The organism is Micromonospora sp. NPDC049171, assembly GCF_040648275.1.
Taxonomy (GTDB): Bacteria; Actinomycetota; Actinomycetes; order Mycobacteriales; family Micromonosporaceae; genus Micromonospora.
Genome location: NZ_JBEZDJ010000042.1, coordinates 22,249 through 35,884 on the forward strand (window position 1 = coordinate 22,249; position 13,636 = coordinate 35,884).

3 protein-coding genes are annotated in these 13,636 nt (G+C 72.2%); 1 reads left to right on the forward strand and 2 read right to left on the reverse strand.

Translation table 11 applies throughout. The features are described 5' to 3' along the window. Window positions 1-35 precede the first annotated feature (35 nt). Window positions 36-11,369, forward strand: coding sequence for a type I polyketide synthase (locus AB0B14_RS34525; protein ID WP_357526266.1), 11,334 nt, complete (start codon window positions 36-38; stop codon window positions 11,367-11,369). A 55-nt stretch (window positions 11,370-11,424) separates the two neighbouring features. Here the strand turns inward: AB0B14_RS34525 and AB0B14_RS34530 are convergent, their stop codons facing one another. Next, a complete protein-coding gene (locus AB0B14_RS34530) occupies window positions 11,425-12,366 on the reverse strand; it encodes a kinase (protein WP_357526268.1) in 942 nt (313 codons plus the stop codon). Then, window positions 12,363-13,628 carry an ATP-grasp domain-containing protein gene (locus AB0B14_RS34535; RefSeq protein WP_357526270.1) on the reverse strand — a complete coding sequence of 422 codons (1,266 nt, stop codon included), beginning with the start codon at window positions 13,626-13,628 and terminating at the stop codon, window positions 12,363-12,365. Before AB0B14_RS34535 ends, AB0B14_RS34530 begins: the two co-directional genes overlap by 4 nt. Window positions 13,629-13,636: the final 8 nt, after the last annotated feature.

The following is a 13,636-nucleotide window of genomic DNA, read 5'->3' on the forward strand; positions in this document are numbered from 1 at the left end:
CACGGCAGATCAGCGATCAGACAGACGAGGGCGATATGGCGACCGACGAGCAGCTCACCGACTATCTCAAGCGCGCGACCGCCGATCTGCGCCAGGCGCGCCGCCGGCTCCGCGAGATCGAGGACGGGGCGCACGAGCCCCTGGCGATCGTGGGGATGGCCTGCAGGTATCCGGGCGGGGTCCGGTCGCCGGAGGATCTGTGGGAGCTGGTCCACTCCGGCGGCGACGCGATCGCCGACTTCCCGGTGGACCGCGGCTGGGACGTGGACAGCATCCGCACGCCCGCCCCCGACGGCCAGCCGGCAGTAGCCCAGGGCGGCTTCGTCTACGACGCCGCCGAGTTCGATCCGGCCGTCTTCGGCATCTCACCGCGCGAGGCGCTGGGCATGGATCCACAGCAGAGACTCCTGCTGGAGGTGGCCTGGGAGGTCTGGGAGCGGGCCGGCATCGACCCCGCGTCGCTGCGCGACAGCCGGACCGGCACGTTTGTCGGCGCCTCCTTCCAGGGGTACTCGGCGAACCTGCACTCGGTCCCCGAGGACGTCGAGGGGTACCTGCTCACCGGAAGTGCCGCAAGTGTCGCCTCCGGGCGCCTCGCGTACACCTTTGGACTGGCCGGCCCGGCGGTCACCGTCGACACGGCGTGCTCGTCCTCGCTGGTGGCTCTCCACCTCGCCGGCCAGTCCCTGCGCCGGGGGGAGTGCGAGCTGGCCCTGGTCGGTGGCGCCATGATCATGTCGTCGCCGGAGGTGTTCGCGGAGTTCAGCCGCCAGCAGGGCCTCGCCGCCGACGGCCGGTGCAAGGCGTTCGCGGCCGCCGCCGACGGCACCGGACTCGCCGAGGGCGTCGGCCTCGTGCTGCTGGAGCGGCTCTCGGACGCGCGGCGCAACGGGCACCGGGTGCTCGCGGTGGTCAAGGGCAGTGCCATCAACCAGGACGGCGCCAGCAACGGGCTGACCGCCCCGCACGGCCCGGCCCAGGAGGACGTGATCCGCCAGGCCCTGGCGAACGCCCGGCTCACCCCCGCCGAGATCGACGCCCTGGAGGCGCACGGCACCGGCACCCGGCTCGGCGATCCGATCGAGGCGGAGGCACTGCTCGCCGCCTACGGCAGGGAGCGGCCACGGGAGGACCGGGTCTGGCTGGGGTCGCTGAAGTCGAACATCGGGCACACCCAGGCCGCCGCCGGAGTCGGCGGCCTGATCAAGATGGTCATGGCGCTGCGGCACGGCGTGCTGCCGAAGACCCTGCACGTGGACGAGCCCACGCCGCACGTCGACTGGTCGTCCGGCGGGGTCGAGCTGCTGACCGAGCCCCGACCCTGGCCCGAGACGGGTCGCCCGCGCCGCGCGGGCGTCTCGTCGTTCGGCATCAGTGGCACCAACGCGCACGTCATTCTCGAGCAGGCGCCACCGCCCGAAGGCGAGGAGCCCGCCCACCGGCCCGCCCCGAGCGTGCTCCCGTGGGTGCTCTCGGCCCATGACGCCACGGCCCTGCGGGCCCAGGCCGCACAGATCAAGACTCATGTGGAGGCCCGCCCGGAGCTGGACCGGATGGCCGTCGGCGCCGCCCTGGCCGGGCGGCACACGTTCGGTCACCGCGCCGTCGTCATCGGGCAGGACCGGGACGAGCTCCTGCGCGGTCTCGACCTGCTGGCCGACGGCCGCGACGGTCACGGTGTCGTGGCGGGCGGCGGAAACCAACCCACTGGTGCCGTTTTTGTGTTTCCTGGGCAGGGGTCGCAGTGGGTGGGTATGGCGGTGGAGTTGTTGGGGGAGTCGGGGGTTTTTGCGGGGCGGATGGCGGAGTGTGCGGCGGCGCTTGTGCCGTTTACGGGGTGGTCGTTGTTTGATGTGCTTCGTGGTGTTGAGGGGGCGCCGTCGTTGGAGCGGGTTGATGTGGTGCAGCCGGTGTTGTGGGCGGTGATGGTGTCGTTGGCGGAGGTGTGGGTTTCGTTTGGTGTGCGGCCTGCTGCGGTGGTGGGGCATAGCCAGGGTGAGATTGCGGCGGCGGTGGTGGCTGGTGGTTTGTCGTTGGAGGATGGTGCGCGGGTGGTGGCGTTGCGGAGTCGGGTGATTGGGGAGTCGTTGGCGGGGTTGGGTGCGATGGTGTCGGTGGGTTTGTCGGTGGGGGAGTTGCGGGGTCGGTTGGGGCGGTGGGGGGGTGTGGTGTCGGTGGCGGCGGTGAATGGTCCGCGGTCGACGGTGGTGTCGGGTGAGCGTGGTGCGTTGGTGGAGTTGGTGGCTGAGTGTGAGGCTGGTGGGGTTCGGGTGCGGTGGGTTCCGGTGGATTATGCGTCGCATTCGGTGCAGGTGGATGGGGTGCGGGAGCGGTTGCTTGAGGTGTTGGGGTCGGTGGTGCCGGTTTCGGGTGGGGTTCCGTTTCATTCGACGGTGACTGGTGGTTTGTTGGATACGGCGGAGTTGGGTGCTGAGTATTGGGTTCGGAATTTGCGGGAGACGGTGTTGTTGGAGGATCGGGTTCGGGGTTTGGTGGGTGATGGGCATCGGGCGTTGGTGGAGGTTAGTCCGCATCCGGTGTTGGTGCCGGCGTTGCAGGAGACGGTGGATGAGTGTGGTCAGTCGGTGGTTGTGGTGGGGTCGTTGCGTAGGGGTGATGGGGGTTTGCGGCGGTTGTTGGTGTCGTTGGGTGAGGTTTATGTTCGGGGTGTTGAGGTGGATTGGGGGGTGGTTTTCGAGGGTGTGGGTGCCGGGCGGGTGGATTTGCCCACCTACCCCTTCCAACGCCAGTCCTACTGGCTCACCGAGCGGGGCGCCGGCGCCGGCGATGTCTCGGCGGCCGGCCTCGCGAGCGCGGACCACCCGTTGCTGGGTGCGGTCACCAGCCTGGCGAACGGCGACTCCTTCCTCTTCTCCGGACGGCTGTCGCTGAACAGCCACCCCTGGCTGGCCGACCACTCCGTGCACGGCACCGTCCTGCTCCCCGGCACGGCGTTCGTCGAGCTCGCCTTCCGGGCGGGGGACCAGGTGGGCTGTGATCTCATCGAGGAGATCACGCTTGAGGCCCCGCTCCTGATCCCGGTGCAGGGTGCGGTCCGGCTCCAGTTGACCGTGGGTGAGGCCGATGATCTCGGCCGGCGGAGTCTCGCGGTCCACTCCCGCCCGGACGGTGTCCCGGAGGACGTGCCGTGGACCCGCCACGCCGGCGCCGTCCTGGCCGCCGGGGGAGCACCGTCCGCGCGGCCCGCCCTGGCGGACTGGCCCCCCGCCGACGCGGTGCCACTGGACGTCGCGGGTTTCTATGACGCTGCTGCCGCAGCGGGCTACGAGTACGGTCGGGCCTTCCAGGGCCTGACGTCCGCCTGGCGGCGCGACGACGAGGTGTTCGCCGAGGTCGCCCTGGACGAGGAGGAGGAGCGCACCGCCGGCCGGTTCGGGCTGCATCCGGCGCTGCTGGACGCCGCCCTGCACGCCGTGGGGCTGGGCGGGTCCGCGACCGACGAACTCCGGCTGCCCTTCTCCTGGCGCAGCGTGGTTCTGCACCGCACCGGGGCCTCCCGGCTGCGGGTGGCGCTGCGCTCGGGCGGTCCGGACGAGCTGGCGCTGACCGTCGCGGACGACACCGGCGCGCAGGTGCTGTCCGCCGTCTCCCTGGTGACCCGGCCGATCACTCCCGACCAACTCGCGGCCGGTCGACCCGGTCGCGTGGACGCGCTGTTCCGGATCGACTGGACCGCGCTGCCCCCGGCGCAGGAAACCGTTGCCCCGAACCTGTGGGCCATGGTGGGCCCCGACTCGCTGGGACGGGACGGCACCGAGGTCAAGCGCTACCCGAACCTGGGCGGTCTGGCTTTCGCGCTGGCCTCGGGCTCCGTACCGCCGGGCGTGGTGCTGGCCACCTTCCCCGCGGGCTCGGCAGACGTGCCGGGAACCACTCGCCGGGCCGTCCGCACCGCGCTCCGGCTGCTGCAGGGGTGGCTGAAGGACCCACACCTGGACTCCTCGCGGCTGGTCTTCGTGACTCGGGGCGCGCTGGTGGCGAGGCCGGACGAGCAGGTCGGGGACCTGTCGCACGCCGCGATCTGGGGTCTGGTGCGGGCCGCGCAGCTGGAGCATCCCGACCGCATCGCGCTCGTCGACCTGGACGACCGGGAGGAGTCGCTGGCGGCGCTCGAGCGTGCGGTCGCCTCCGGTGAGCCGCAACTGGCCGTCCGGGGTGGGACGCTGCTCGTCCCGGGGCTGGTGCGTTCCGCCCCGCCGTCCGGCGAGAGCGCGCAGCGCGCCTGGGATCCGGAGGGGACCGTCCTGATCACCGGCGGCACCGGGACCCTCGGTGGGGTGCTCGCCCGGCATCTCGTGACCACACGGGGCGCGCGGCACCTCCTGCTGACCAGTAGGCAGGGCCTGGCCGCGGCGGGCTCGGCGGATCTCGTACGGGAGCTGTCGGCGCTCGGCGCCGAGGTCACGGTGACGGCCTGCGACGTGGCCGACCGCGCGGCGGTCGAGGAACTCCTCGCCGCCGTCCCGGCCGCGCACCCGCTGACCGCCGTGGTGCACGCGGCCGGTGCGCTGGACGACGGGGTGGTCGAGGCGTTGACGGCCGAGCGCCTGGAGAAGGTCCTGCGTCCCAAGGTCGACGGCGCGTGGCACCTGCACGAGCTCACCGCCGACCACGATCTGGCCGCCTTCGTGCTGTTCTCCTCGGCCGCCGGTGTCTTCGGCAGCATCGGCCAGGCCAACTACGCGGCGGGCAACACGTTCCTCGACACTCTGGCGCAGGCCCGTCGGGCCCGGGGCCTGGCCGCCCAGTCGCTGGCCTGGGGCTACTGGGAGGAGGCCAGCGGTCTCACCGAGAGTCTGGGAGAGGCCGACCTGTCACGCTTCAGCCGGCTGGGCATGGTGCCGATGTCGTCCGCAGAGGGTGTGGCGCTGTTCGACGAGGCCACCGCCACGGGGGACGCTGTCCTGGTCGTGGCCCCGCTCAACCTGGCCGCCCTGCGGGCCCAGGCCGTGCCAGGCATGGTGCCGGCGATGTTCCGGGGGCTGGTCGGCGGCGTGGTCCGGCGCACTGCCGTCTCCGGTCCGGGCACCGCGGACAACGCCCTGCTACGGCGCCTGGCGGGTCTGCCAGAAGCGGAGCGGGCGGGTGAGCTTCTGGACATCGTCCGGGGGAGCGCGGCCACGGTGCTCGGCCACGTGACGCCGGACGCGATCGGGTCGGACCGCGCCTTCCGGGACGTCGGGTTCGACTCACTGACCGCCGTGGAGTTCAGAAACCGGCTCGGCGGACTCCTCGGCCTCCAGTTGCCGGCCACGCTGGTGTTCGACTATCCGACCCCGGCCGTGTTGGCTGGCTACCTGGCAGAGCGGGCCTCCGGCCTGGCCGCCGCGTCGCCGGTGGCACCGCTCGCGGTCGGCGCGGCGGTCGACGAACCCATCGCGATCGTGGGGATGGCCTGCCGGTTCCCCGGCGGGGTGGCCTCACCCGAAGACCTGTGGGGCCTGCTGCTGGCCGGCGGTGACGCGATCACGACCTTCCCCACCGACCGCGGCTGGCCCGACGACCTCTTCGACCCCGACCCGGAGGCGTACGGCAAGTCGTATGCCACCGAGGGTGGCTTCCTGCACGACGCGGCCGACTTCGACGCCTCGTTCTTCGGCATCTCGCCTCGCGAGGCGCTGTCGATGGACCCACAGCAGCGGCTGCTTCTGGAGACCTCGTGGGAGGCTTTCGAACGGGCCGGCATCGACCCGGCCGCGGTGCGGGGCAGCAGGACCGGAGTGTTCGCCGGAGTCATGTACAACGACTACGGCACGCGGATGCCGTCCGGAATGGAGGGTTTCGAGGGTTACCTCGGCAATGGCAGCGCGGCCAGCGTGGCATCCGGCCGGATCTCCTACACCTTCGGTCTCGAAGGCCCCGCGATCACCGTCGACACGGCCTGCTCCTCCTCGCTGGTGGCCCTGCACCTCGCGGCCCAGGCACTGCGTCAGGGGGACTGCACGATGGCGTTGGCCGGCGGGACCACCATCATGTCCCAGCCGTCCCTGTTCCGGGAGCTCAGTCGCCAGCGTGGGCTTGCCAGGGACGGCCGCAGCAAGTCGTTCGCCGCCGCCGCCGACGGGGCGGGCTTCTCCGAAGGTGTGGGAATGCTGCTGGTCGAGCGGCTGTCCGACGCGCGCCGTAACGGCCGTCGGATCCTCGCGGTGGTCCGCGGCACGGCCACGAACCAGGATGGGGCCAGTAACGGACTGACCGCTCCGAACGGGCCTTCGCAGCAGCGGGTGATCCGGCAGGCACTGGCCGACGGCGGCCTGACGGTCCGCGACGTGGACGCGGTCGAGGCCCACGGCACGGGTACGACCCTCGGCGACCCGATCGAGGCCCAGGCTCTCCTGGCGACCTACGGTCAGGGCCGACCGGAGGACGCCCCGCTCTGGCTCGGTTCGCTCAAGTCGAACATCGGCCACACCCAGGGAGCCGCAGGCGTGGCCGGCGTGATCAAAATGGTGCTGGCGATCCGGCACGGGCTGCTCCCCAAGACGCTGCACGTGGATGAGCCGTCCCCGCACATCGACTGGTCCTCGGGCGCGGTGAAGCTGTTGACCGAGGCCCGGCCGTGGCCGGAGACCGGGCGACCGCGCCGCGCGGGTGTCTCCTCGTTCGGCGTCTCGGGCACCAACGCCCACGTCGTCATCGAGCAGGCCGAGGAGGGGGAGGAGCCCGGTGCCGAGCCCCCGGCGCAGGACGTGCTGCCCTGGATCGTGACGGCCAAGACCGGCAGGGCGCTGCGCGCGCAGGCCGAACGCCTCCTCGACCTGGACGGCGCCGATCCCGTCGGGGTCGGCCGGGCGCTGCTGGCGACGCGCTCGACGTTCGACCACCGCGCCGTGGTCCTGGGCCGGGAGCCGGAGGACTTCAGGAACGGCCTGCGTGCCCTGGCCGAGGGTGCGACCGCGCCGAACGTGGCGCAGGGCACGGCCAACCTGAGCGGCAGGGTCGTCTTCGTCTTCCCCGGCCACGGCTCGCAGTGGCCGGGGATGGCGGCCGAGCTGCTGGAGGACTCGCCGGTGTTCGCGGCCCGGATGGCCGAGTGCGCCGCGGCCCTGTCGCCGTATCTCGACTGGTCTCCGCTGGACGTCATCCGGCAGGCGGCCGACGCGCCGTCCATCGAGCGCCTCGATGTGATGCAGCCGGTGCTGTTCGCGGTGATGGTCTCCCTCGCCGAGCTGTGGCGCAGCCACGGTGTCGAGCCCGCGGCCGTCGTCGGCCACTCCCAGGGGGAGATCGCGGCAGCCTGCGTGGCCGGCGCGCTGAGCCTTCCGGACGCCGCGCGCATCGTGGCGCTGCGCAGCCGCCTCCTCGTGGAGGAACTGCTCGGCCTCGGCGCGATGGCGGCGGTCCGGCTGTCCCCAGCGCTGGCGCAGGAGCGGATGGACCGGTGGCACGGCAGCATCGTGGTCGCCGCCGTCAACGCGCCGGGCGCCGTGCTCGTCGCGGGCGACCTCGCTGACCTGCACGAATTCGTCGCCGAGTGCGAGGCGGACGGGATCAAGGCCAGGGTGCTCTCGGCGTCGGCCGCGACTCACTGCCCCGTCGTGGACAGGGTGCGTGAACCGCTGGTGGCGCTTCTCGGCCCCATCGAATCGCGCCCGTCGTCTGTCGCCTTCTACTCCACCGTCACGGGCGGCCTCGTGGAGACCGGCGGGATGCTCGGCACCGAGTACTGGTTCCGGAACATGCGCGAGCCGGTCGCCTTCGAGACGGCGGTACGTGCGCTGCTGGCCGACGGGTACCGGATGTTCGTCGAGTCGAGCGCCCACCCCGCCCTCTGCACGGGGGTGCAGACCATCGCCGCCGACCTTGGCGTGGACACCGTCGTGGTGGGATCGCTGAGCCGCGACGAGGGCGGCTGGGAACGGTTCGCGGGTTCGCTCGCCGAGGCGTACGTGCGTGGTGTGCCGGTCGACTGGAAGCCCGTGCTGGGCCCCGGTGACGTGCGTGGCACGGAGCTGCCGACCTATGCCTACCAGCGGGAGCGGTTCTGGCTGGACGTCCCCGCCCGGCGACCGGGCGACATGTCGTCCGCGGGCATCGACGCCGCGGGCCATCCGCTGCTGGGTGCCGCCGTCGAGGTGGCCGACACCGGCACGCTCCTGCTCACCGGCAGGCTCGCCCTCGCCGACCAGCAGTGGCTGGCCGGGCACGCGCTGCGGGACACGGTCCTGCTGCCCGGCACCGCCTTCGTCGAGCTGGCGATGCACGCGGCCACCGAGGCGGGCAGCGACCTGATCGAGGAGTTGGCCCTGCACGCGCCGATGGTGCTGCCCGAGGACGGTGCGCTTCGCCTGCAGGTCCTGGTCGGTCCCGCGGACGGGTCGGGCCGCCGAACGCTTGGCGTGTACTCCCGGCCGGAGGGGCTGGACCTGCCGTGGACCCAGCACGCGGAGGGCGTGCTGGCCAAGGGCGCTGCCGGTCCGGCCGGAGCTGCCCTGACGCAGTGGCCCCCGGCGGGCGCGGAGCCGGTCGACCTCGACGGCTTCTACGCCGCGGTCGCCGAGGCCGGCTACACCTACGGACCGGCCTTCCAGGGGCTCCAGGCCGTCTGGCGTACCACTGGCGACAACGTCGAGGTCTACGCCGAGGTGGCCCTGCCGGAGGGGCTGCGCACCGCCGCCGGGTTCAGCGTGCACCCCGCCCTGCTGGATGCCGCGCTGCAGGCACTCGCCGCGGCGGGCGGCACCGACCCGGTGAGCCCCGGCGCTCCGGTGCGGCTCCCCTTCTCCTGGACGGGGGTGTCGGTGCACGGGGCAGCCCCGACCAGTCTGCGGGTGCGTCTCGCCCGCGTCGGCCCGGACACGGTGTCGATCGTGGCGGCCGACGAGTCGGGCACCCCGGTCCTGTCCGTCGACACCCTCGTCGTCCGTGCGATTTCCGAGGAGCACATCGCGCAGCTGCGCGGACGCCATCGCGACGCCCTCTTCCAGCCCGACTGGATTCCCGTCGCGCCCGGTCGACTGACGGCCGGGGGGCACCTGGAGGAGCTGGGCTGCGGCCGGTACGCCGATCTCGCGGAGCTGGTCGGCGCGGTGCGGGAGGGCGCACCGGTCCCGGACACGGTGGTGCTGTCCACCGGTGCGTTCGCGGGCCCGGGCGGGAATGCGGCGGCCGCCGCCCGTGCGGCCGCGCACCGCCTGCTGGCGGAGCTCCAGGTGTGGCTGGCGGCGGACGCGCTGGCCACGTCGAAGCTTGTCGTGGTCACGTCCGGCGCGGCGGTGGTCCGTCCGCAGGACGGTGTACGTCTCGATCAGGCCGCGCTCTGGGGCCTGGTCGGGTCGGCCCAGTCGGAGCACCCCGGGCGTTTCGTCCTCGTGGACAGCGACGGGCACGACGCGTCGTTGCGCGCGATTCCGGTCGCGGCGAGTTGCGGGGAGCCGCGGGTGGCCGTGCGGGAGGGTGCGCTGTGCGCGCCGCGGCTGGCCCGGGTGGCGCCTTCCGGCTCCGCCGAAGGCCCGTGGGATCTCGACGGGACCCTCCTGGTCACCGGGGGAACGGGCGGGCTGGGACGGCTGCTCGCCCGCCACCTGGTCCGGGAGCGTGGGGTGCGTCATCTGGTGCTCGCCTCTCGCCAGGGCCCCGAGGCGGACGGCGTGGCGGACCTGGTGGCCGAACTGGCGCAGACCGGGGCCGAGGTGACGGCCGTGGCCTGCGACGTCGCGGACCGCGAGGCCCTGCGGGGCCTGATTTCGGGGCTCTCCCGTCCGCTGACCGGTGTGGTGCACGCCGCCGCCGTCCTGGACGACGGCGTCGTCTCCGCGTTGACCCCCTCCCGTCTCGACGCGGTGCTCCGGCCCAAGGCGGACGCGGCCTGGCATCTGCACGAGCTCACCGCGGATCTCGACCTGAAGACCTTCGTCCTCTTCTCCTCCGCCGCGGGAATCCTCGGCTCGCAGGGCCAGGGCGCCTATGCCGCGGCGAACGCGTTCCTGGACGCCCTGGCACAGCACCGCCGTGCCGCCGGGCTTCCGGCGCAGTCGTTGGCCTGGGGCCTGTGGGAGGACCTGGCCCAGCGGACCGGCGACGACGTGACCCGCCTGGTCCGCTCCGGAGCGGTGGCGATGTCCGCGCAGGAGGGGCTGGACCTGTTCGACACCGCACTCTCCCTGTCGGCCCCGGTCCTGGTCCCTGCTCCCATGGACCCGCCGGCCCTGCGTTCCTGGGCCGAGGAGGGGACTCTGCCGCACCTGCTACGGGGCCTCGTGCCGCCGGCCCAGCAACCGGTGGCGCGTCCCGACGGTCCGCAGGCTCTTCGCAGCAGCCTGCTGGGCCGGGACGCCGCCGCGCAGGAGGCCGTTCTGGTCCAGCTCATCCGGAACCAGGTCGCCACCGTGCTCGGCTTCGGCGATCCGGACGAGGTGCGTTCCGCAAGCGGGTTCAAGGAGATCGGTTTCGACTCCCTGACCTCGCTGCAACTGCGCAACCGCCTCAACGCCGCCACCGGGCTCCGCCTTCCGGCCACGCTCCTGTTCGACCACCCCACGCCGGGGGACCTGGCCCGGCGGCTGCTCAAGGACCTCTCGTCCGACGGCGTGGCCGCGCAGGCACCGCAGCCGTCGTTCGGCTCGCTTGAGGTCATGTTCCGCCAGGCCTGCGAGCAGGGCAGATTCGATCAGGGCCTGGAGTTGGCGGTGACCGCCTCGGGGCTGCGCCCGCACTTCGACGAGACCTCGAGGGAGGTGAAGGTCCCGGACCCGGTCCGGCTGGCTCAGGGCCCGGCCGGCCCCCACCTGGTCTGCTTTCCGTCCCTGGTCGCCCTGTCGGGCGCCTTCCAGTACGCCCGCTTCGCGGCACCCTTCGCGGGTGTCTGCGAGGTCTCGGTGCTGCCGGAACCGGGCTACTCCGCGGGCGACCCGCTGCCCGCCTCGGTGCGCGCGCTGGCCCGCCTGCACGCCGACGCCGTTCGGACCGTCGCGAACGGAACTCCATTCGTGCTCGTCGGGTACTCCTCGGCCGGCTGGATCGCGCAGGCCGTCGCCGCTGAACTCAAGGCGCGGGGCCTCGTCCCGGCGGGCCTCGTCCTGATCGACTCCTACGCGCCGGACAGTCCCGTCCTGGCGTCCGCACAGGCGGGAATCCTTCGAGGGCTCTTCGAGCGGGAGCGGGACCTCGGCCTGATCGACGATGTGTGGCTCACCGCACTGGGTGCGTACTCCAAGATTTTCTCCGCGTGGACCCCGGACCAGATCGCCCTTCCCACCCTCCGCATCCGGGCCGCGGAGCTTCTCGGCGGCGGGACCGCTCCCTCTGCCACGGACGCCGTGGAGGTCCCGGGAGACCATTTCACGATGATGGAGGACCACGCCGCCACGACCGCCAAGGCCGTCCTGAACTGGATCAACGCCCACTGAGGGTGCTGAGGTGGGAGCGGATCACCCGGCCGGTCCGGGTGATCCGTTCCCGCGCTCACCGGAGCCCGCTGCCACCCGCATCGTGCGGCGCCGGCAGGTCGAACGTGAGCCCCCGGTAGACGGACGCGTTGCCAGCGAGGCGGCGGCACGCGGCGAGGGTCTTCCTCAGCTTCGAGCGGTACTCCGTCTCGGTGCCGTCGAGAAGAATGCCCAGCGTGGTGCCGCTGTGCGCGCACACCACGCCGAGGCCGCCCACGTCCCGGCAGGTCGCTCGCAACGCGGCCAGCAGCCGTTTCGGCCTCAGCCGCTGGTTCATCTCCGCACTGCGGGTCGCGACTCTGCCGACCTCCGTCAGGTTGCCGGTTCGGACCGCGGCGCCGAGACGGTGCAGCAGGTCCGCGTACTCGTGTTGGTCTCGTCGCGAGAAGGGCTTCGGGAGCCGGTTGAACTCAAGGGTGTCGATTTCGCCGCCCTCGTCCACGCCGACCACCGACACCGGAGGCAGCGAACCGAGCGTCGACCGGATGCGGACGGCGCGGTGGTGAAAGGCCACCACGCCTGGGTACAGCACGCCGTCGGTCGGCTCGATGCCGCGCAGGTAGTCCTCGAGCTGCGTCGGGGTCAGCTCGATGCCGAGTACGCCGCACACGGCGTGTGCGGTCGCGACGAGGTCCGCCGACGAGCTGGCGAGCCCCTTACCCTCGGGGATGTCGCTGCGCAGAACCAGGTTGCCGCCCGTCGCCCCCGTCGCGTGGTCGGCGGCGATGAGACGGGCCAGGGTGAGGGCCTTGGTCTTGTGCGGTGGCCAGACCGTCACGTCGTGCAGTTCCGGGTCACGGTGGAAGGTCGCTGTGGACCACCGCGCGATGGGCATGGTGACCAGGAAGTCACCGTCCTCTTCCGGTAGCACTCCCTGTAGCAGTTCTCCGAAGGTGCCGTACGCCCTGCCGACGAAACGGTTCCGCGGGCGGCGCGTGCTGGCCTTCGGCGTGGTCATCGCCCCGCCACCACCGCAGACTCTCCCCGCTGCCGGTCCGCCACGGTCGTGAAGCGCAGTTCACCGACGGCCGCCCTGGCCCGGTCCAGGGCCTCGCGTGCCGATGTGCCCGTCGCCCACGCGTACGCGGGCCGGTCACGGGACATGGTCAGCGGCGAGATCCGGTCGCCGCGACCGACCGTCACCGATACGTCCCGCACGTCCGGGATCAGGCGGGCCGCGTCGATTCCGTCGATCGACTCGATGACGCCGTCGGCGGTTGGCTCGGCGTACCAGATCGCGGCGTAGAGCGGTGCCGCGTCGAAGCGACGCTTCGCCACCTCCAGTTCGTCGAGTACGGACATTCCCACGCTCTGCCGAACCAGCGCGTCAGCGAGGTCGATCGACGAGACTCGCGCAAGCATCTGCGGGATCTCGTCGCCGGCCAGCCGCAGGTGGGTTTCGATGATTCGTACGTGCTCCGGCGTGACGATCACCTCCGTGTGCGTGACACCGGTCTGGACCCCGAGGGCGTCGAGGGCCGCCCCGACCGTGCGCTCGATGTCCGAGCGGACCTCGGGCGACAGCGGGGCGGGCAGCACGTGACCGATCTCGACAAAGCCGCTGGCCAGGTGTTTCTCCGTCACACATGCCACCAGGTGTCGCCCGTCTTCGCTGACGGCCTCCACGCTGAATTCCCGGCCGTGGTGGAACCGCTCCACCATCACCTGCGTGACGTCGAGACTCTCGGCGGCGCTCGTGGTGTGTCGGAATGCCTGGTCGATCTCGTCAGCCGACCGGACGAGGACCACCCCGCGACTGCCCACGCCGCTCAGCGGCTTGCAGATCAACGGGTAACCGGCCTGGTCGCCGAAGAGGCGGATGTCCTCCACGGTGTGTGCCACGGCGGCTGGCGTGTCGTCCACCCCGGCCGCTGCCAGGCGTTGGCGCATCGCACACTTGTCGCTGATGTGCCGGTACGTCTCGGCCGAGGGTGCCGTCACGCCCAACGCCTGCGCGATCGCCGCCGTCTTGTCGGTGTCGTACTCGGTGTAGTTCGCCAGCCACGTCACGGGTGCGACGTCGTTGATGAATCTGGCGGCGGCCACCCACTCCGACACCGCCGCCGACTGGGGGAGCACGACCAGGCGATCGATCCGCTCGGGCTCCTGCAGGTACGGCACCGCCTGCTGCTGACAGATCACACTGGTCCTCAGGCCGGGACGAGCCGCCCGGGCGCGCGGCGGGAGTTCGCTGCCCGCGCCGACGATGAGCAGGTGCAACTCATTCC

Excerpts from the sequence above, each read along its gene's own strand:
- AB0B14_RS34525 (WP_357526266.1), top strand. The coding sequence starts at position 36 with ATGGCGACCGACGAGCAGCTCACCGACTATCTCAAGCGCGCGACCGCC.
- AB0B14_RS34530 (WP_357526268.1), bottom strand. The coding sequence starts at position 12,366 with ATGACCACGCCGAAGGCCAGCACGCGCCGCCCGCGGAACCGTTTCGTC.